At 72.1% G+C, this 18,896-nt stretch carries 18 protein-coding genes and 1 tRNA gene; 10 read left to right on the top strand and 9 right to left on the bottom strand.

The genetic code is table 11. From position 1 onward, the window contains the following. Positions 1-5 precede the first annotated feature (5 nt). On the bottom strand, positions 6-2,534 hold the full coding sequence (locus tag ACWCV3_RS17025) for an ABC transporter permease (RefSeq protein ID WP_451224019.1): 2,529 nt from the start codon (positions 2,532-2,534) through the stop codon (positions 6-8). Then, positions 2,534-3,304, bottom strand: coding sequence for an ABC transporter ATP-binding protein (locus tag ACWCV3_RS17020; protein ID WP_451224016.1), 771 nt, complete (start codon positions 3,302-3,304; stop codon positions 2,534-2,536). Before ACWCV3_RS17020 ends, ACWCV3_RS17025 begins: the two co-directional genes overlap by 1 nt. Before the next feature lie 389 nt (positions 3,305-3,693). Here ACWCV3_RS17020 and ACWCV3_RS17015 point away from each other — a divergent pair. Continuing rightward, positions 3,694-3,777, top strand: a tRNA-Leu gene (locus tag ACWCV3_RS17015). A gap of 95 nt (positions 3,778-3,872) precedes the next feature. Here ACWCV3_RS17015 and ACWCV3_RS17010 read toward each other — a convergent pair. Continuing rightward, positions 3,873-4,124 (bottom strand): hypothetical protein, encoded by a 252-nt coding sequence (locus ACWCV3_RS17010; protein WP_451224013.1) that lies wholly within the window; start codon positions 4,122-4,124, stop codon positions 3,873-3,875. 178 nt (positions 4,125-4,302) lie between these two features. Next, positions 4,303-4,710: a helix-turn-helix transcriptional regulator gene (locus tag ACWCV3_RS17005; protein WP_451224010.1), complete on the bottom strand. Its 408-nt coding sequence runs from the start codon at positions 4,708-4,710 to the stop codon at positions 4,303-4,305. Between the two features lie 238 nt (positions 4,711-4,948). Between ACWCV3_RS17005 and ACWCV3_RS17000 the strand changes: the two genes are divergently transcribed. The 5 genes from ACWCV3_RS17000 (at position 4,949) to ACWCV3_RS16980 (ending at position 9,428) form a co-directional block, all read left to right on the top strand. Beyond that, positions 4,949-5,164 (top strand): hypothetical protein, encoded by a 216-nt coding sequence (locus ACWCV3_RS17000; protein WP_451224007.1) that lies wholly within the window; start codon positions 4,949-4,951, stop codon positions 5,162-5,164. Positions 5,165-5,220: 56 nt separating this feature from the next. Then, positions 5,221-5,439: a hypothetical protein gene (locus ACWCV3_RS16995; protein WP_451224004.1), complete on the top strand. Its 219-nt coding sequence runs from the start codon at positions 5,221-5,223 to the stop codon at positions 5,437-5,439. A gap of 144 nt (positions 5,440-5,583) precedes the next feature. Beyond that, on the top strand, positions 5,584-7,527 hold the full coding sequence (locus ACWCV3_RS16990; protein ID WP_451224001.1) for a hypothetical protein: 1,944 nt from the start codon (positions 5,584-5,586) through the stop codon (positions 7,525-7,527). A gap of 103 nt (positions 7,528-7,630) precedes the next feature. Further along, a complete protein-coding gene (locus tag ACWCV3_RS16985) occupies positions 7,631-8,302 on the top strand; it encodes a hypothetical protein (protein ID WP_451223998.1) in 672 nt (223 codons plus the stop codon). A gap of 265 nt (positions 8,303-8,567) precedes the next feature. Next, on the top strand, positions 8,568-9,428 hold the full coding sequence (locus ACWCV3_RS16980; protein WP_451223995.1) for a Bax inhibitor-1/YccA family protein: 861 nt from the start codon (positions 8,568-8,570) through the stop codon (positions 9,426-9,428). A 71-nt stretch (positions 9,429-9,499) separates the two neighbouring features. On the opposite strand, the gene ACWCV3_RS16975 is transcribed toward ACWCV3_RS16980, so the two are convergent. Continuing rightward, complete coding sequence (locus ACWCV3_RS16975; RefSeq protein WP_451223992.1) at positions 9,500-9,730, bottom strand: DUF4287 domain-containing protein; 231 nt, start codon at positions 9,728-9,730, stop codon at positions 9,500-9,502. A gap of 98 nt (positions 9,731-9,828) precedes the next feature. Here ACWCV3_RS16975 and ACWCV3_RS16970 point away from each other — a divergent pair, with 98 nt between their 5' ends. Further along, positions 9,829-10,140: a hypothetical protein gene (locus ACWCV3_RS16970; RefSeq protein WP_451223989.1), complete on the top strand. Its 312-nt coding sequence runs from the start codon at positions 9,829-9,831 to the stop codon at positions 10,138-10,140. A gap of 17 nt (positions 10,141-10,157) precedes the next feature. Here ACWCV3_RS16970 and ACWCV3_RS16965 read toward each other — a convergent pair whose 3' ends face one another. The 3 genes from ACWCV3_RS16965 to ACWCV3_RS16955 form a co-directional block, all read right to left on the bottom strand. Beyond that, positions 10,158-10,940: a hypothetical protein gene (locus ACWCV3_RS16965; protein WP_451223986.1), complete on the bottom strand. Its 783-nt coding sequence runs from the start codon at positions 10,938-10,940 to the stop codon at positions 10,158-10,160. A 295-nt stretch (positions 10,941-11,235) separates the two neighbouring features. Next, positions 11,236-12,456 carry an acetyl-CoA C-acetyltransferase gene (locus tag ACWCV3_RS16960; protein ID WP_366569122.1) on the bottom strand — a complete coding sequence of 407 codons (1,221 nt, stop codon included), beginning with the start codon at positions 12,454-12,456 and terminating at the stop codon, positions 11,236-11,238. A gap of 155 nt (positions 12,457-12,611) precedes the next feature. Continuing rightward, positions 12,612-13,631, bottom strand: coding sequence for an SGNH/GDSL hydrolase family protein (locus ACWCV3_RS16955; RefSeq protein WP_451223983.1), 1,020 nt, complete (start codon positions 13,629-13,631; stop codon positions 12,612-12,614). 161 nt (positions 13,632-13,792) lie between these two features. On the opposite strand from ACWCV3_RS16955, the gene ACWCV3_RS16950 reads away from it, so the two are divergent. Next, positions 13,793-15,184: a cystathionine beta-synthase gene (locus ACWCV3_RS16950; RefSeq protein ID WP_451223980.1), complete on the top strand. Its 1,392-nt coding sequence runs from the start codon at positions 13,793-13,795 to the stop codon at positions 15,182-15,184. A 319-nt stretch (positions 15,185-15,503) separates the two neighbouring features. On the opposite strand, the gene ACWCV3_RS16945 is transcribed toward ACWCV3_RS16950, so the two are convergent. Next, on the bottom strand, positions 15,504-16,154 hold the full coding sequence (locus ACWCV3_RS16945) for a LysE family translocator (protein WP_451223977.1): 651 nt from the start codon (positions 16,152-16,154) through the stop codon (positions 15,504-15,506). Positions 16,155-16,268: 114 nt separating this feature from the next. Here ACWCV3_RS16945 and ACWCV3_RS16940 point away from each other — a divergent pair, with 114 nt between their 5' ends. Then, the gene (locus ACWCV3_RS16940) at positions 16,269-17,609 is read left to right on the top strand and encodes an aminotransferase-like domain-containing protein (protein ID WP_451223974.1); all 1,341 of its coding nucleotides are present in this window, start codon (positions 16,269-16,271) and stop codon (positions 17,607-17,609) included. 401 nt (positions 17,610-18,010) lie between these two features. Continuing rightward, positions 18,011-18,853, top strand: a complete 843-nt coding sequence (locus ACWCV3_RS16935; protein ID WP_451223971.1) for a MurR/RpiR family transcriptional regulator — start codon at positions 18,011-18,013, stop codon at positions 18,851-18,853. Positions 18,854-18,896 lie beyond the last annotated feature (43 nt).

The following is an 18,896-nucleotide window of genomic DNA, read 5'->3' as shown; positions in this document are numbered from 1 at the left end:
GGGCGCTACTCGGCCTTGATCGCGCCGAGCACGTTCAGCCCGGCCGCGCGCCGGGCCGGCCACAGCGCCGCGAGCACGCCCACCAGGGCTGCCAGCAGCAGGAACAGCACCAGCCGGGACCAGGGCAGCACCAGTTCGTACGTCGCCATCTTCGCGCCCAGCAGCTCACCGGCCGCCCAGCCGAAGAACACGCCGAGCCCGATGCCCAGCACCCCGCCGAACAGCGAGATCACCAGGGACTCCAGCCGGACCATCCGCTTCACCGATCCGCGCTCCAGGCCGATCGCGCGCAGCATCCCGATCTCCTGGGAGCGCTCGAACACCGACATGGCCAGCGTGTTGATGACACCGAGCACCGCGACCACCACGGCCATGCCGAGCAGGCCGTAGACCAGGTTCAGCATCAGCGTGAAGACCTTGGCGATGCCGTCGGTGATGTCCTGCTTGTCCTGCACCTGGATCGCCGGGTTGGAGCCGAGGGCCTTGGCCAGCCGGTCCTTGGTCGCGTCCGAGGCGCCGTCCGCCGTGCGGACCAGGACCTGCATGTCGGCCGGGGCGCGCAGGTGCGGGGTGAGCACCTTGTCGTCGATCATGATGCCCTGGATCATCTCGTTGCCCTCGTACACCCCGGCGACGGTCAGCGTGGCCCGCTTGCCGTCCTCGAAGCGGGCGGTGAGCTTCGAACCGGCCTTCCAGCCGCGCTCCGCGGCCCGGTCGGCGTCCACCACGATCCGGTTGCCGGACACCTCGAACGTGCCCTGCTTCACCTTCAGGTCGGTCAGCTCGCCGATCGCCGAGCCGGTGACACCGGTGAGGAACTCGGTCTTGCCGCCGATGCGGGAGACGCCGTCGCGCAGCGGGCTGGAGGCGGTGACCCCGTCGGTGGCGGCCAGCCTGGTCGCCACGCCGGGGGAGAGCGGGGTGTGGTTGGCCATCGCGACGACGTAGTCCGCGCGGATCGAGGACGCGGCCATCTTGTCGATCGACTTCTGCAGGCTGCCCGCCATCACCGTCATGCCGGTGATCAGGGTGAGCCCGATCATCAGCGCGGACGCGGTGGCCGCCGTGCGGCGCGGGTTGCGCACTGCGTTCTGCCGGGCCAGGCGGCCCGAGACGCCGAACAGGCGCAGCAGCGGGGCGGCCACCGCGATCAGCGGACGGGACAGCAGCGGGGTCAGCACGAACACACCGATGATCAGCAGCACCGCGCCGAGACCCATCGCGCCCTGGCCGCTGTCGGTGTCCATGGTGGTGGCCGCGAACACCACGGCCGCGCCGGCCGCCGCGAACAGGATGCCGATGGTGTTGCGCACCACCAGCGAGCGGGTGGTCGCGGTCGCGTGCACGCTGCTCATCGCCGCGACCGGCGGGATCTTCGCGGCCCTGCGGCCGGGCAGCCAGGCGGCGAGCACGGTGATGACGATGCCCACGGTGAGCGCGGCGGCGACCGTGCCCGGGGTGACCACGAGCGGCCCGTCCGGCATGCTCGCGCCGAAGAAGTTCAGCAGGGCGCGCAGTCCGGCGCCGATGCCGACACCGGCGGCCAGGCCGGCGACGCCCGCCACCGTGCCGACCGCGAGTGCCTCGGTCAGCACCGAGCGGGTGACCTGGCCCCGCGAGGCGCCGACCGCGCGCAGCAGGGCGAGTTCCTTGGTGCGCTGGGCGACCAGCATGGTGAAGGTGTTGGCGATGATGAAGGTGCCGACGAACAGTGCGATGCCCGCGAACACCAGCAGCGTCTGGCGCAGACCGCTCATCGAGGCGGAGATCTGCTCGGCCTGGTCGGCGGCGAGATCCTCACCGGTGGTGGTGCTGATCCGGTCGGCCGGGAGCGCCTTGTCCAGCGCGGACTTGAGGGCGCTCTGGCTGGTGCCGGGGACCGCGGTCACGTCGATCTCGTCGTACGTGCCCTTCTTGCCGAGCAGGGCCTGCGCGGTGGGCGTGTCGAAGAGGGTGAGGCTGCCGCCCGCGGCCACGTTGCCGTCGTCGGTGGTGAAGACGCCGGCGACGCGCGGGGTGAGGACCGGGCCGTCGACGGAGAGGCGAACGGTGTCGCCGACGCCGTATCCGGTGCGGCGGGCGGTCTCGGAGTCGATGAGCAGCTCGCCGCTGCCGTGCGGGGCGTGGCCGGAGACGAGCTTGTACCGGGGGTCCTTGCCGCCCCAGTAGTTGCCGCCCATGGACTGCCAGCCGTCGCCGACCAGCTTGCCGTGCTTGTCGGCCAGCGCGGTGAAGCCGCTGACCACACCGGTGGCGGAGGCGGCGCCGGGCACCTTCTCCGCCTTGGCGAGCAGCGCCGGGGTCAGGTCGGGGGTGGAGCCGACCCGGTCGCCGCTGGCGGCCTGCTGCTTGGCCCGTACGGCCACGTCGACGCCGTCGAAGCCCTTGGCGGAGCTGTTCTCGAAGGCGCGGGAGAGGGTGTTGGTGAAGACCAGCGTCCCGGACACGAAGGCGACGCCGAGCATGACGGCGAGCACCGTCATCATCAGCCGGGCCTTGTGCGCGAGGACGTTGCGCAGCGCGGTGCGGAACATCAGCTCGTACGGCCCTTCGCGTCGAAGCGCTTCATCAGGTCGAGGACCGAGTCGGCCGTCGGGTGCTGGAGCTCGTCCACGATCCGGCCGTCGGCGAGGAAGACCACCCGGTCCGCGTAGGCGGCGGCGACCGGGTCGTGGGTCACCATGACCACCGTCTGGCCCAGTTCGCGCACCGAGTTGCGCAGGAAGCCCAGCACCTCGGCGCCGGAGCGGGAGTCGAGGTTCCCGGTCGGTTCGTCACCGAAGATGATCTCCGGCCTGGAGGCCAGGGCGCGGGCCACGGCGACGCGCTGCTGCTGGCCGCCGGAGAGCTGGGAGGGACGGTGCGTCAGGCGCCCGGAGAGGCCCACCATCTCGATGACGCGGTCCAGCCACTCCTTGTCGGGCTTGCGGCCCGCGATGTCCATCGGCAGCGTGATGTTCTCCAGCGCGGTCAGCGTGGGGAGGAGGTTGAACGCCTGGAAGATGAAGCCGATCTTGTCCCGGCGCAGCCGCGTGAGCTGCTTGTCCTTCAGCGAACCCAGCTCGGTCTCGCCGATGCGCACCGAGCCGGAGGAGAAGGAGTCCAGTCCGGCCACGCAGTGCATCAGTGTGGACTTGCCGGAGCCGGACGGGCCCATGATCGCGGTGAACTCGGCCTGCCGGAAGTCGACGGAGACCCGGTCCAGGGCGACCACTCGGGTCTCACCCTGCCCGTAGATCTTCGACAGCTCCGCGGCGCGCGCGGCCACGGCGGTGGTCCTGCCGGCGGTGGGTGTGGTGGTCACGGGGTGGGGCTCCTGTCGGACGGGTCTCGGGGGTCTGCTCCCATGCTCCCCGCTCCCGCAGGGCGAGCGGTCAGCCGCTGATCCCGTTCCCTACCGCGACTTTGGTCGGACTGAGCCGCTCCGTGTCATACCTGGGGAGGACGGCCGACCCTGAGGGGAGGTACCACCAGGAACAGGGGGCTTGCCCTTGTTCGGTAGGTGAAATTCCGTCATTCCACGTACGGACGCCCAGATGCCCCGGCAGGCTGTTGGCAAGTGCGGATGGCTCGTTCCGTGGTCTGATGCACCCTCAGACATCAATAAAATAAGACAACGTCGGTCCGTTCTATCCGCTGTCCGAGTGAGCCCTCCCGATAGGCTCTGGATCTCGAATGCGGAGCCCACGGCCTGCCCGGATGGTGGAATGCAGACACGGCGAGCTTAAACCTCGCTGCCCCTTCGCGGGCGTGCCGGTTCGAGTCCGGCTCCGGGCACTTCCCTCCTCGGAGGCTTGACCGCCGAAGAGGGCCGGCACGCGCGCCTCCGGTGCGTCCGCCGGACCGCCCGCCCCGGCCGGCGCACGCCCCTCTCAGCCCTCGTACACCGTCAGCACCGCGCCGTCGACCTCGATGATGCGGCCCGCCCGCATGCCGTTCGCGCGCAGGGCGTCCAGGCAGGTGCGGAAGAGGGCCAGTTCGGTGGCGCTCAGGATGGCCGCCGCGAGATCGAGGAGTTCACGGACCGCCTGGTCGGTGAGGACCTCGGGGAGTTCACCGGACAGCAGGACGACGGACTCGCCCTCCGGGCCCCGGACCACCGCGGTGGCCGGGCCGCCATGCACCAACAACACGTTCCCCCCAAGGGCCCGTGGTCGTGCGTCTCTCGCTCCTCGGGCAGGACGAGAGACTAGCGGGGGATCTCGGCCCGTTCGGGCGGACTTGCTTTATTTTTCCGAGTTGACGGAAGCGTTGCCGGGTGAGGGCGCCGCCGGACGCTCCGAGGCGCGCCCCGGCGGGGGCTCAGTCCCGCTGGTCCGGCTTCGCCGCACGGCCGAGCAGGGACTCCACCAGCGCGGTGACGTGTCTGCGGTCGTCGGACGACAGCCGCTGCACGCTGGCGATCAGCAGGTCCACCTCGGGGTCGCCCGAGCGGGGTGCGGCCGGGGTGCCGTCCTGGCCGGCCGGGGTGCCGTACACGTGGATGCCGCACGCCTCGGCGGCCGCCCGGCGGACGGAGTCCAGCGGGAGTCCGAGACCCTTGGCCAGGCCCTCCAGGGTGCCGGCCTGGGGCATGCGCACCACGCGCTCGGTGGTCGCCAGGTGGTGGACGGTGGAGCGGGGAACGCCGCCGCGACGTGCCACGTCGCCGTACGACCAGCCCTCACGGTCCAGGCGCTCGCGGATCAACCGCTGCAGTGCGTTGGCCACCGTTGGTCACCCCCTGCTCGTCCTGCTCGCCGCTCGGCCGCACGTCCCTGTCGGGAGGAGTCTACGGGCGAGTAGCTGAACCGCCGAAAGAGCGAATACCCGAAAGGGTTGCGGACAGCCGCCGCGAGGGCCTAATGTCCAATGTCGTTGGACAGCACGTCCGACCAAGTTGGACAGAGTCCGGGGGGAACCTGACTCGGTCCGACCGGAAATGCCCATTTCCTGAGGGGGAAACATCATGATGGACGCCCACGAGCTCGAGGCCGAGTCCGCCGAACTGCTGCCCGGCCGCGAGGCCCTCGGCAAGCTGAAGTTCAGCTTCGGCAAGACGGTGAACGTCACCAAGCACGTCGCCAACATCGGCGCCGCCAACCAGTCGGCCGCGCTCAACGACCACTCGGCGTGGTCCGTCGCCAGCTCCGGCGCCGCGCAGTGCATCAGCGTCAGCCAGTAGTCCGGGCCGCCGGGAAACAGCAAGCAAGCCAAGCAGGACAAGAGGGGAACACCACCATGAGCATGGACATGCGCGACCTGGACGCCGAGTCCGCGGAGCTGCTGCCGGGCCGCGAGGCACTGGGCAAGCTGAAGTTCAGCTTCAACAAGACGGTGAACATCACCAAGCACGTGGCCAACATCGAGGCCGCCAACCAGTCCGCCGCGGTCAACGACCACTCGCTGTGGTCGGACGCCCAGTCGCAGGCCGGACAGGCGATCAGCGTCAAGCAGTAGCACCACCGCCGCGACGGCGGTCACGGGGGCGGACCGCGCCCGAGTGCGGGGCGGTCCGCCCCCGCGGCCATGCCGGGGGAAGCGCGGCGGTGCGGCGGCATCGACGTGGCATCGGTGCGGCATCGATGTGGGGGGAGACCACGGATGACGGTGCTGGGGAACGGCACGACCACGCTGTACGACACCGGACCGCTGCCCGGCCCCGGTGGCTGGCCCGTGACGTACGAGCAGGTGGCGACCGGCAGCCTGCCGGTCGCCGGGATGCCGGCCCGGCCCGTCCCGCGGCTGAGCGCGGGGCTGCGGCTGCACGGTGAGTACCAGGGCTCGGGCTTCACCGAGCCCAAGTTCATCGCCCGTCGGGGGGACGGGCAGGTCGTGCAGCTCTCGCGCCTGCTGTACCTGGTGGCGTCGTCCGTCGACGGGGTCCGCGACGACGACACGATCGCCCACCGCGTCAGCGCGCGCTTCGGCCGCGAGGTCAGCGGGGAGAACATCCGCTACCTGGTGGAGAACAAGCTCGACCCGCTGGGCGTGACGGTCCCGGAGGGTCAGGAGAGCGACGAGGTCGACGCCCCGCGCTCCGACCTCCTGCTCGCCCTCAAGGGCCACCGGGTCATCTTCGACGAGCGGCGCACCGCCCGGATCGCCAGGTCGCTGGCCTGGCTGCACCGGCCGGTGGTGGTCGCGGCGGTGCTGCTGGCGGCCGTCGTCATGGACGTCTGGCTGTTCGGTTTCTTCGGCGCGATGGAACCGGTGCTGGAGGTGCTGGACCAGCCGGTGCTCATCCTGCTGGTCTTCGGGCTCACCGTGGCCTCGCTCGTCTTCCACGAGTTCGGCCACGCCTCCGCGTGCCGGTACGGCGGGGCGAGACCCGGCTGCATCGGCTGCGGGCTCTTCCTCATCTGGCCGTCGATGTACACCGACGTCACCGACGTCTACCGGATCAGCAGGGCCGGGCGCATCCGCACCGACTTCGGCGGGGTGTACTTCAACGTCGTCTTCATGCTGGCCATGGCCGGCGCCTACTTCGCCACCGGGAAGCAGTTCTTCCTCGCCGCGGTCTACCTCGGCCACTTCGAGATCCTGGAACAGCTCATGCCGGCCGTCCGCCTGGACGGCTACTACATCCTGGGTGACCTCGCGGGCGTCCCGGACCTGTACGGCAAGATCAGGCCGATCCTGCTCTCCCTGGTGCCGGGGAAGCGGGGCGAGCCGGCCCGCCAGGAGGTCGCGGGGCTGAAGAAGTCCGCGCGCACCATCGTCGCCACCTGGGTGCTGACCATGGTCCCGCTGATCATCGGCGAGCTGGGCTACGGGCTGTGGAACCTGCCCCGGATCATCAGCACGATGATCCGCTCGCTCACCGAGCAGGTCACCGGCACGGCGTCGGCGTTCGCGCAGGGCGACGTGCTGCCCGGCCTCGTCGGGGTGCTCGGCACGCTGATGCTGCTGTTCCCGATGGCCGGGGTCCTGTATCTCTCGGTGAAGATCGGCGGCCGGCTGTTCCGGCTCGCCAAGCGCTCCACGGCAGGGCGGCCCGCTCTGCGCGCGGCGCTGTGCGGGCTGCTGCTCGCCGGGCTGGGCGGGCTCGCCTACGCCTGGATGTCCGGGGTGACCCCGCAGCCGCTGCCGAAGAAGCCGCCCATCGCGCCGATCCTCCAGCCGGGTGTGCCCACCACCCCGCCGCCGTCCCCGGACGCCTCGGCACCGGACACCGGTCCGCGAAGCGCCCCCGGCGGGCCGGGCGCGGCCTCCGGCGAGCCCTCGGTCTCGCCGGGAGCATCGGCCAAGGGCAGGCCGGGGGACCCGAGCGCCGCGGCCTCGGCGGGTGCCTCCGCCTCCGCGACACAGCCGTCCGCCGCCTCTTCGACGGCACCGGACAAGCCGACACGCGGTGCGGACGGACCCGGGCAGAGCGAGAGCGGCAGCGGGCCGACGGCGGGCGGCGACCCGTCCCCGCAGCAGCCGCCGCCCCCGGTCACGGAGACGTCGTCGGTCCCGTCGGAGAGCGCCACGCCGAGTGCTTCGGGCCCGCCCACGACGGCGCCGGCCACCAGTGATCCTCCGGCCCCGGCGTCCACCTCCTGACCGGTGCCTTTGCCCAGATCCCGTCGCGGCTCCCCGCCCGGCCGCGTCCGTACGTGTGCCGGGCCCTGCATCAGCACGTCCTTCATCCAACGGGAGAGAACCCATGAGCAGCCACCGGAAACCACGCAGCAGTCCGTTCACCGGGCGGGCCGTCCGTACCGTCCTTCTCGCCGCCGGTGCCGCTGGGGTGGCCACCGCCGTTCCGGCGCAGGCCGCGACCGGGCCCGCGCGGTCCGCCGCGGTGGTGTCGGACGGCGTGTTCAGCAACGCCAACCGGCTCGACCACACCCAGGCCCGCGACTCCTTCACCATCCGCCAGTTCGGCCAGGTCAGTGCCACCTCCGTGCGCAACCAGGCGCGCGCGGTCTCCATGGGCTGCTCGGTGGACGACCACTGCCGCTCGGTCGCGCTGTCCTTCCAGATCGTCACGGTCGCCGGGGACGCGCACCACCTCAAGGCGGTCAACGTCAGCGACGCGGCCAACGAGTACTGCGACGGCTGCCAGACCCTGGCCGGCGCCTACCAGTTCGTCGTCTCCACGCCCCACGCGCTCACCCTGGACGCCGGGGCCCGACGCCATCTGGCCGATGTCCACCGCAGGCTGGACGCGCTGACCCGCTCCACGCTGCCCGCCACCGAGCTGCAGAAGCGGGTGGACGCCCTCGCGGCCGAGGTGAACGGCGTCCTCAAGGCGGCCGTGGCCAAGGCGCCCAGGGGCAGCGAGAAGCCGGACGTCACCCTGCACCGCCGGCTGGACGGCTGGCCGGGCCACTGACCCCGGCCCGACCGTCCCTCCCCGGCGGGCCGCCGGTCCCCCGCGACAGCCTCCCGCGGGGGACCGGCGGCCCGCCCCTTCCGCGTGGGCCCGCGCGTCACGTGGGCCCTGCGCATACAAAAGGACCGAGCCGGGAACATGGCTTCCGCGCGGTGCGTTGGTCAAGCACGGTGAAGGAAAGATCCTCCTTGAGGAGCACTGACGATCCTTTGCCAATCCATTACTCTTGAGCCAAGGCTGCGCACGGCAGCCATGGAGGAGTGAAATGAGGAGCAGCAACCCGGTCTTCTCGCGCCGAGGGTTCGGTCGCGACAACGGCTACGCAGGCTTCGACACCGCACCGCAGGCCGGGTACGCGCAGGGCAACCCGTACGGCCAGAACCCGTATGCGCAGAACCCCTACGCGCAGACCACCGTCGGCCAGGGCGCCCCGCCGCAGGCGCCGCCCGCGGCCGGCCGGATGACGATGGACGACGTGATCGTCCGCTCGGCGACCACGCTGGGCGTCGTCGTCCTCGGCGCGGTGCTCGCCTGGGCCCTGCTTCCGGTCTCCACGACCAGCTTCGGGCTGGCCTTCGGCTCCGCGATCATCGCCATGGTCCTGGGCCTGGTGCAGAGCTTCAAGCGCAAGCCGTCGCCCGCGCTGATCCTGGGATACGCGGCCTTCGAGGGCGTCTTCCTCGGTGTCATCAGCGAGATGTACAACAGCCGCTGGAGCGGCGCCCCCTTCCAGGCGGTCCTCGGCACCATGGCGGTCTCCGCCGCCACCCTGCTGGTCTACAAGGCCGGCTGGATCCGCGTCACCGCGCGGTACGCCCGGATCGGCATGGCCATCGCCATCGCGTTCGTGCTGGCCATGGTGGTGAACCTGCTGCTCGTCGCGTTCGGGGTCGCCCCGGACGGCGGTCTGCGCGGCATGGGCCCGCTGGGTGCGATCGTCGGTGTCATCGCCATCCTGCTCGGCGCGTTCTTCCTGACGCTGGACTTCAAGCAGATCGAGGACGGCGTCGCCTACGGCGCCCCCCGCGAGGAGTCCTGGCTCGCCGCGTTCGGTCTCACCGTGTCGCTGGTCTGGATCTACCTGGAGATGCTGCGCCTGGTCGCGATCTTCAGCAACAACGACTAGCGCCGCGGCGCGACGGAGGGCCCCCGGTGCACGGCACCGGGGGCCCTCCGTCATGTGCGGGGCCGGGGCGCTCAGCCCAGCTTCCGCGCGGCCCTCCTCAGGTCGTACTCGTGGACGATCGCCTTGGCGTGGCCGTACGCGAGGTTGTGCTCGTGCCGGAGCCAGTTGACCTTGTCCTCGAAGCGGAAGAGGGACGGCCCCTCGTCGACGGTGCGCAGCCAGTCCGTGACTTCACGGCCGGTGCAGTGCGGGATGCGGGCGAGCAGGTTGCGGTGGGTCTCCTCGGAGAAGACTTGGGACATCGGCGCCTCCGGGCGAAGGGGGAATCAAGGCCGGTCCTTCAGGTCACCGTGCCCGAGCGCGGGCCGCTTGGCAACAGTGCCCGCGTTACGCTCGGCCCGTGCTGGATACGACGCGCCTGACCAAAGCAGTGGAACTCTTCGCCGACCGGCTGCGGGCCGCCCCGCAGAGCCGGCTGCAGCGCGGCGCGGCCGCCGAGGCGCTGGCAGTGGCGCGGGAGCTGGCCCGGCGGGCGCAGGAGCTGGAGGAGCCGGGCAGTGAGCCGCGGGAGATGCCGGACGCCGGGATGTTCGCGGCGGCCGACCAGATCACGGTCGCCGGGCACGACCTGGCGCTCGCGCTGAAAGGCGAGGACCAGCTCGCGGAGGCGGTCGAGCTGGTCGAGGAGGCCCGCAAGCGGGCCGGTGTCTGAGGCGCGGGGTCGCCGGGCTACAGCGAGGCGATGACCCGGTCGGCGAGCACGTACACCGTCTCCTCGCCGCAGGCGAAGGTGAGGGTGAAGGCGCCGGAGATGCCCGAGCCGCCCAGCAGGCGGGGAGCCTCGCCCCGCTGGAGCGCCGCGGCCAGCCGTTCGGCGGTCTCGCGGTGGCCCGGCGTCATGCACAGCGTGGTGCCGTCGGCGAAGACGTAGACGTCGAGGGTGCCCAGCGGGCCGGGGCGGACGTCGGCGAGGGCGGTGTCCTCTTCGGAGAGCCGCTCCAGGACGGTCACGGCGCGGTCCTCCTCGTCGGCCGCAGGCGACTGCACGGGGACGAAGTCCGGGTGCGAGGGGTGGCGGCGGCGGGCCGCGGCCAGCTCGGGGGAGTCACCGGCGAACTCGTCCGGTTCCACCACCGGCTCCGACACGGGCTCCAGGCCCGCGAAGTCGGACGGGCGGGGCAGGAACGTATCGGCGTCCAGGCCGTACAGCGGGGGCGGCGCGTCCGAGAGGTCGCGGACCTCCTGCGCGGCCCAGAAGGCGCGGGCCTCGGCCAGCTCGCGCTCGCGCTCCTCGGCGAGTGCGGCGGTCACGGCCTCGCGTATCTCCTCCGCGTCGGCGGTGGTGCGGGCCGCGGGCAGCAGCGCGCGGATCCCGGCCGCCTGGTTCGCGGCGAGCCGGCTGTGCAGCTCCGCGATCTGGCGGCGCAGCCGCAGCACGGTGCACAGGACGGCGACGCCCACGGCGCCCGTGGCGGCCGTGGTGAGCAGCAGGGCGATGGACATGGCGCTCACTGACGTACTCCCAGGTTCAAAGTCGACCCCCGACTTCCTACCTCAGCTTGAAGGGTGGACTGACCGCCTGTCAGTGCGTAACGTCACGAAACGGACAGGGTTCCGGCCCCGGCGACCCCAGGCGCCCCTCAGGTCACGGCACTGACCTGCACCGTTCCCCCAACGAGCGAGATAGGTCACACCCTGGGGGAGATTGGATCACAAAACGGCCCAGAACCAGGGGGCTTTACCTGGTTCTGGGCCGTTCTCGACCGACCGTGCGGACCCGGTCACCGAGGGTCGATCAGGTGGGGGTTCAGCTCAGGCGCTCGATGACCATGGCCATGCCCTGGCCGCCGCCGACGCACATGGTCTCCAGACCGAACTGCTTGTCGTGGAACTGCAGGGAGTTGATCAGCGTGCCGGTGATGCGGGCGCCGGTCATGCCGAAGGGGTGGCCGACCGCGATGGCGCCGCCGTTGACGTTCAGCTTGTCCAGGTCGATGCCCAGCTCCTGGTAGGAGGGGATCACCTGGGCGGCGAACGCCTCGTTGATCTCGACCAGGTCGATGTCGCCGACCCCGAGCCCGGCGCGGCTCAGCGCCTGCTTGCTCGCCTCGACCGGGCCGAGGCCCATGATCTCGGGGGAGAGGCCGGAGACGCCGGTGGAGACGATGCGGGCGAGCGGGGTCAGGCCCAGCTCGCGGGCCTTGGTGTCGCTCATGATGACCAGGGCCGCGGCGCCGTCGTTCAGGGGGCAGCAGTTGGCCGCGGTGACCAGGCCGTCGGGGCGGAACACCGGCTTCAGGCCCTCGACGCCCTCCAGGCTGACGCCCGCGCGCGGGCCGTCGTCCTTGCCGACCACGGTGCCGTCGGGCAGCGTGACCGGGGTGATCTCGCGCTCCCAGAAGCCGTTCTTGATGGCCTCCTCGGCGAGGTTCTGCGAGCGGACGCCGAACTCGTCCATCTCCCGGCGGGTGATGCCCTTGAGCCGGGCCAGGTTCTCGGCGGTCTGGCCCATGGCGATGTACGCGTCCGGGACCAGGCCGTCCTCGCGCGGGTCGTGCCAGGTGGTGCCCTCCTGCTCGGCGACGGCCGCGGTGCGGGCCTCGGCCTCGGCGAAGAACGGGTTGCGCGTGTCCGGCAGGCTGTCGGAGTTGCCCTTGGCGAAGCGGGAGACCATCTCCACACCGGCGGAGATGAAGACGTCGCCCTCGCCCGCCTTGATGGCGTGCAGCGCCATCCGGGAGGTCTGCAGCGAGGAGGAGCAGTAGCGGGTGATGGTGCAGCCCGGCAGGTGGTCCATGCCCATCTGCACGGCCACGATCCGGCCGAGGTTGTTGCCCTGCTCACCGCCGGGCAGACCGCAGCCGAGCATCAGGTCGTCGATGTCCCTCGGGTCCAGCTCGGGGACCTTGGCGAGCGCCGCCTGGATGATCGTGGCGGTGAGGTCGTCGGGGCGCAGGTCCTTCAGGGAGCCCTTGAAGGCGCGGCCGATGGGGGAGCGGGCGGTCGACACGATGACGGCTTCGGGCATCACGGCTCCAGAGGCTTGCGGGAATTCGGGCAGGGCCGAGTCGGAAGTTACCCGTACGTATGGTCCGGGTCACCGGTGCGGCGGTGTGACACTGACCGCAATTGTCTAAGCGCTTGCTTGGTCCACGTCATTCCCTCCGGCGAGTGCCGCCCCGTTCAGGACGGTGTGACCGGTTCCGTCTCCCGCACCCGCCGGCGCCTGCGCCGCTTGAGCAGGGCCCAGGGGCCGCGCGGCCCGGTCGGCATCGCCGCCGCGACCTCGGTACCCGCCTCCGAGGCCGCCTCGGCGGCCGCGCGGGCCACCGGCAGGAAGCCCTCCCGGCGGGAGGCGTCCGGCTGCTCCTCGTCGGCCGGCCAGAGGCCGAGTGCCGCGCAGAGGGTGGGCAGCACCGCCATCGCCGCCGTCGCGTACCCCTCCGCCGAGGGGTGGTAGTGGTCCGGTCCGAACAGCTCGCGGGGGTTGGCCGCGAACTCCGGGCCCAGCAGGTCGCCCAGCGACACCGTCCGGCCGCCCTGCTCCACCACGCCGATGGTCTGCGCCGCCGCCAGCTGCCGCGAGGCGCGCTTGGCCAGCCAGCGCAGCGGCTGCCGCACCGGCTCGATGGTGCCGAGGTCGGGACAGGTGCCGACGACCACCTCGGCACCGGCCGAGCGCAGCCGCCGTACCGTCGCCGACAGGTGCCGCACCGAGCGGGTGGGCGGGATGCGGCGGGTGACGTCGTTCGCGCCGATCATGATCACGCAGATGTCGGGGGCGGTGACCGGGGCCGCCAGCACCAGCGCCACCTGCCGCTCCAGGTCGTCCGAGGTGGCGCCCGGCAGGGCCACGTTGCGCAACGACACCGGCCGCTCCGCCACCGCCGCCAGCCCGGCGGCCAGCAGCGCGCCCGGTGTCTGGCCCGCGCGGTGCACGCCCTGCCCGGCGGCCGTGGAGTCGCCGAGCATCGCCAGCCGCAGCGGGGGTTCGCCGAAGCGCCCGTACCCCGTGCCGTACAGACCGTCCGCCAGGGGTACCCGGCCGGTGGCGCCGCCGTTGCTCACATGGCGCCGTGCCATCCGCATCTCCGTCAGCAGCAGACCGACGGCGGCCGCGCCGACCAGTCCCACCCCGCCACCGCCGTACGCCGCCCCGGCCGCGATGCGCCGGGCCACTCTCGCCCTCGACATGCTCGTCATGCCTCGCCGCCACCTCCTCGTAGCCGTACCCACTCCTTGCCCCGTACCGCATGTGCGCCAATCTCCACACGGAGTGAAGGCCCGTCCGCATCTCCCCCCGCTGGCCGTAGGCTGGCACAACCACGACGACCGCAGTTTTTTGCAAGCAACCGGAGACAACGGTGCATTTCCACGACTCGATGATCAGCCTCGTCGGCAACACCCCGCTCGTGAGGCTCAACAACGTGACCGAGGGCATCCAGGCCACCGTCCTGGCCAAGGTGGAGTACTTCAACCCCGGCGGTTCAGTGAAGGACCGCATCGCGCTGCGCATGATCGAGGCGGCCGAGGCGAGCGGGGAGCTGAAGCCCGGGGGCACGATCGTCGAGCCGACCAGCGGCAACACCGGTGTCGGGCTCGCCATCGTGGCGCAGCAGAAGGGGTACAAGTGCATCTTCGTGTGCCCCGACAAGGTCAGCCTGGACAAGATCAACGTGCTCCGCGCGTACGGCGCCGAGGTCGTGGTCTGCCCGACCGCGGTCGACCCCGAGCACCCGGACTCGTACTACAACGTGTCCGACCGGCTGGTCCGTGAGACGCCGGGCGCGTGGAAGCCCGACCAGTACTCCAACCCGAACAACCCCGCCTCGCACTACCACTCGACCGGCCCCGAGCTGTGGGAGCAGACGGACGGGAAGATCACGCACTTCGTGGCGGGCGTCGGCACCGGCGGCACCATCTCCGGCACCGGCAACTACCTCAAGGAGGCCAGCGACGGCAGGGTCAAGGTCATCGGCGCCGACCCGGAGGGCTCCGTCTACTCCGGCGGCTCGGGCCGCCCGTACCTGATCGAGGGCGTCGGCGAGGACTTCTGGCCGACCGCCTACGACCGGAACGTGGCCGACGGGATCGTGGCGGTCTCCGACAAGGACGCCTTCCAGATGACCCGCCGCCTCGCCAAGGAGGAGGGCCTGCTGGTCGGCGGCTCCTGCGGCATGGCGGTCGTCGCCGCGCTGCGCGTCGCCGAGGACCTCGGCCCGGACGACGTGGTCGTGGTCCTGCTCCCGGACAGCGGCCGCGGCTACCTGTCGAAGATCTTCAACGACGAGTGGATGGCCGACTACGGCTTCCTGGAGGACGAGGGCCCCAGCGCCCGCGTCGCCGACGTGCTCAAGGACAAGGCCGGCGGTGTCATCCCGTCCCTGGTCCACATGCACCCGGAGGAGACCGTCGGCCAGGCCATCGAGGTGCTGCGCGAGTACGGCGTCTCGCAGATGCCGGTCGTGAAGCCGGGCGCCGGTCACCCGGACGTGATGGCCGCCGAGGTCGTCGGCTCGGTCGTGGAGCGCGAGCTGCTGGACGCGCTGTTCTCCCAGCGGGCCTCCCTCGGCGACCCCCTGGAGAAGCACATGTCGGCCCCGCTGCCGCAGGTCGGCTCCGGTGAGCCGGTGGGCGACCTGATGACGGTGCTCGGCGCGGCCGACGCGGCGATCGTCCTGGTCGAGGGCAAGCCCACCGGCGTCGTCAGCCGCCAGGACCTGCTGTCCTTCCTGGCGAAGGGCGCCCATCACTGACCAGCCTTGACCGGGCCGTGGCCCAAGCGGCACGAGCGTGTCACGTGCGCGCAGCACGTGCTTAACACGAGCCCGGCACAGTGGTGGATACCGGCAGGGCGGAGGGGGACCTCCCAGGCACTGAAGCCTGGGGGAGGCTCCCCGCCCCGGCCGGCGCCGAACGGCGCCCAGGAACCTCCGGAGCGGCTCCCGGACCTTCTCAGGCGCCCCGGACGCGTACGGGCCTGACCCGACCCGCGTCCCTCGCGGGGACCGCCGTCGTCCCGCCCCCCTTCACCGGGGGTGCGGCGGTCCCCGCGAAAGTCTTCTCACGGGGGTCTCAGCTCGTGGCGCTCGGCCCCGGCGTGTCCATCGCCAAGGTGACGGCCAGGGCGCCCAGTACCGTGCCCATCGCGTACCGCTGGATCTTCAGCCAGGACGGGCGTCGGGACAGGAAGGCGGCGGCGGTGCCGGCCGCGAGGACGATGGCGAGGTTCACCGCCACGCTCACGGCGATCTGGCACGCACCCAGCAGCAGGCCCTGGGTGAGGACATGACCCCGGTCCAGGTCGACGAACTGCGGGATCAGGGACAGGTACATGATGGCGATCTTCGGGTTGAGGAGGTTCGTCATCAGGCCCGTCGTGAACAGCCTGCGCGGGGAGTCCGGGGGCACCTCGCACGGGGCGAACACCGAGACGCCGCCCGGCCGGAGCGCCGACCAGGCCAGGTACGCGAGGTACCCCGCGCCGGCCAGCTGCACCGCGACGTACAGCTCCGGCACCGCGAGGAAGAGCACCGAGAGGCCGAGGTTGGCCGCCAGCAGATAGGCGACGAAGCCCAGGGCCACTCCGCCGAGGGAGATGAGCCCGGCGCGTCTGCCCTGGGTGATGCTGCGGGAGACCAGATAGATCATGTTCGGGCCCGGTGTGAGGACCATTCCGAGGGCCACCACCGTCACTCCGAGGGCAGCGCTGGGCTCGATGGGCATGGGAAGTCCCCCCGTCGGGTGCGTGAGCGGTATTGCCTCGAGGCTATGAACCGTCAATTCTCGGTGCAATAGCCGCTATTGTTCTCAGGGCAATGTCGGGGGGAGGGAGTCCGGGTGAGCGACTACCGGAGCGTGGCCGACGCGGTGGCAGAGGAGATCCGCAGTGGAGCCATCCGCCCCGGCGACCGGCTGCCCCCGCAGCGCACGTTCGCCCGGCGGCACGGCATCGCCGACTCCACCGCCACCCGCGTCTACCGCGAACTCGCCCGCCGCGGCCTCACCGTCGGCGAGGTCGGCCGGGGCACCTACGTCCGCGCCGCAGCTGAGGGCGCCGCCCCCGCCCTCACCGAACCGGCCGCCGCCCGCGTCGACCTGGAGCTGAACCACTCCGCCCTCCCCGGCCACGCCGCCCTGCTGGCCGAGGGCCTCTCCCCGCTCACCCGCCCCGACATCCTCGGTGACGCCCTGCGCCCGGTCGGCGCCGCCGGTACCCCCGCCGCCCGCGAAGCCGCCGCCGACCTGCTCGCCCGGGGCGGCTGGCGCCCCGGCCCCGGCCAGGTGCTGTTCGCCGGGAACGGCCGCCAGGCCGTCTCCGCCGCCGTCGCCGCCCTGGTCCCGCCCGGCGGCCGGCTCGGGGTGGAGGAGCTGACGTACCCCGTCATCCGTACCGTAGCCGCCCGTCTCGGCATCACCCTCGTACCGCTCGCCATGGACGACGAGGGGCTGCTGCCGGGCGCCGTCGAGCAGGCGCACCGGCGCGCCCCGCTGCACGCCGTCTACACGCAGCCGACCCTGCACAACCCGCTCTCGCTCACCGTCCCGCCCGCCCGGCTGGCCGCGCTCGCCGAGGTGCTGACCCGGCTGGACCTCACCGTGGTGGAGGACGCCGTCTGGGGCTTCCTGCACGGCGAACTCCCGCCCTTCGCAGCCCTGTTGCCCGAGCGGACCGTGCTGGTCGACAGCCTCTCCAAGCGCGTCGCCCCCGGCCTCACCCTCGGCTTCCTGATCGCACCCTCGGCCCGCACCGACGCCCTGGCCACCTCGCTGCGCTCCGGCGGCTGGACCCCGATGCGCTTCGCTCTCGAGGTCATGCGCCGCTGGCAGCGCGACGGCACCGCCGACCGGATCGTGGCCGACAAGCGCCGGGACGCGGCCGAACGCCAGGCGCTGGCAGCCCGGCGGCTCGGCGGATTCGACGTGCGCGGGGACCCCCGCGCCTACCACTGCTGGTGGCGGCTGCCCCAGGGCTGGCGCGCGGACACCTTCCTCGCCGCCGCCGCGCGGCACGGCATCGCTGTCGCCCCGGCCGCCGCCTTCGCCGTCCGCCGCGACAGCGCCCCCCACGCCGCCCGCCTCGCCCTCGCCTCCCCGCCCACCGACGTGCTCGCGACCGCCCTGGACACCCTGGCCGGCATCGCCCGGTCCACGCCGGAGGACCTTGTGAGCGGTTGCTGAAAGGTGAGAGTGGGCAAGCCGTCCCACCTGTCCGCCATCACTTGGATGAACGCAGCGACGCGCGCCCGAAAGGAGACTTCCGGACGCGCGCCGAGAACGCCGCGAGCTGCGAGGTGCCGTAGCCGTCGTCGCGCGCCCGCCAGGGAGTACGGGACAGCCCTTGAGGCAGGGATGACGTCCCGCCCCTCCGATGCCGCCGACTGCCTCATTGAAATCCACACATCTCTTGAGACGCTCATGTCATGGCCGCAGGCCGCATCGTCCGTCGCGCTGTATAAAGGTATGCAGGGCGCCAATCCACTGAATAGGGCACGGTGCCCCGCCCCGCCCCGGCGCTGTACCCTCCGTACTTTCCGCGCGGGGGCGTCCAGGACCCGACGACATCTGGAGGGGAGCGCGGCATGAGCGCGAGCGACAGCCCTGCGAACCGGTTGCAGGCGCTCTTCGAGGGGCACCGGCTCACGCCCACCCAGCGCCGCATCGCGCACAGCATGGTGCGCCGCGCCACCGACGTGCCCTTCCTGTCCAGCGTCGAGCTGGCCGAGCTGGCCGGGGTCAGCCAGCCCTCCGTGACCCGGTTCGCGGTCGCCCTCGGCTTCGACGGCTACCCGGCCCTGCGTCGCCATCTGCGCGAGGTCGTCCCCGCCGAACCGACCGCGGACAACGGGGCGTTCAACGAGTACCAGCAGGCCGTCGAGGCCGAGATCGAGAATCTGCGCCACCTCGCGGAGCTCCTCGCCGACCCCGCCCCGGTGGAGCGCGCGGGCCGTGTCCTGGCCGCCTCCCGCCCGCTGCCGGTGCTGGGTCTGCGCGCCGCCGCCCCGCAGGCGTTCGGGTTCGCCTACTTCGCCGCCAAGGTCCACCCCGACGTCCGGCTGCTCGACGAGGGCGGCTCGATGGTGCAGGACCGGATCGACGCCGCCGTGCGGGCCGGCGCCTCCGCGCTGCTCTGCTTCGCGCTGCCCCGGCATCCGCGCGAGGTGCTGGACACCCTCGCGTACGCCAGGGAGGCCGGGCTGACGATCGTCACGGTGGCCGACTCCGCGTTCGCGCCGGTCGCCAAGTACTCCGACCTGCTGCTGCCCGCCGCCGTCGGCACCGGGCTCGCCTTCGACACCGCGTGCGCGCCGATGCTGCTGGGCCGGGTCCTGCTGGAGGCGCTGTGCGACGGGCTGCCGGACGCGCAGGCCCGGCTGGAGGAGTTCGACGCGCGGGCCTCGGCCCGGGGGCTCTTCGTGGAGTGACGGCCGGCAAGGCCGTACGGGCACTGCGGTGCACCGGTGTCGC

Source organism: Streptomyces sp. NPDC001781, from assembly GCF_053596035.1.
This window is presented reverse-complemented; position numbering and strand designations above follow the sequence as displayed.

Excerpts from the sequence above, each read along its gene's own strand:
- ACWCV3_RS16990 (WP_451224001.1), top strand. The coding sequence starts at position 5,584 with ATGACGGTGCTGGGGAACGGCACGACCACGCTGTACGACACCGGACCG.
- ACWCV3_RS16985 (WP_451223998.1), top strand. The coding sequence starts at position 7,631 with ATGAGCAGCCACCGGAAACCACGCAGCAGTCCGTTCACCGGGCGGGCC.
- ACWCV3_RS16960 (WP_366569122.1), bottom strand. The coding sequence starts at position 12,456 with ATGCCCGAAGCCGTCATCGTGTCGACCGCCCGCTCCCCCATCGGCCGC.
- ACWCV3_RS16955 (WP_451223983.1), bottom strand. The coding sequence starts at position 13,631 with ATGACGAGCATGTCGAGGGCGAGAGTGGCCCGGCGCATCGCGGCCGGG.
- ACWCV3_RS17025 (WP_451224019.1), bottom strand. The coding sequence starts at position 2,534 with ATGTTCCGCACCGCGCTGCGCAACGTCCTCGCGCACAAGGCCCGGCTG.
- ACWCV3_RS16995 (WP_451224004.1), top strand. The coding sequence starts at position 5,221 with ATGAGCATGGACATGCGCGACCTGGACGCCGAGTCCGCGGAGCTGCTG.
- ACWCV3_RS16945 (WP_451223977.1), bottom strand. The coding sequence starts at position 16,154 with ATGCCCATCGAGCCCAGCGCTGCCCTCGGAGTGACGGTGGTGGCCCTC.
- ACWCV3_RS16975 (WP_451223992.1), bottom strand. The coding sequence starts at position 9,730 with ATGTCCCAAGTCTTCTCCGAGGAGACCCACCGCAACCTGCTCGCCCGC.
- ACWCV3_RS17000 (WP_451224007.1), top strand. The coding sequence starts at position 4,949 with ATGATGGACGCCCACGAGCTCGAGGCCGAGTCCGCCGAACTGCTGCCC.
- ACWCV3_RS16980 (WP_451223995.1), top strand. The coding sequence starts at position 8,568 with ATGAGGAGCAGCAACCCGGTCTTCTCGCGCCGAGGGTTCGGTCGCGAC.
- ACWCV3_RS16935 (WP_451223971.1), top strand. The coding sequence starts at position 18,011 with ATGAGCGCGAGCGACAGCCCTGCGAACCGGTTGCAGGCGCTCTTCGAG.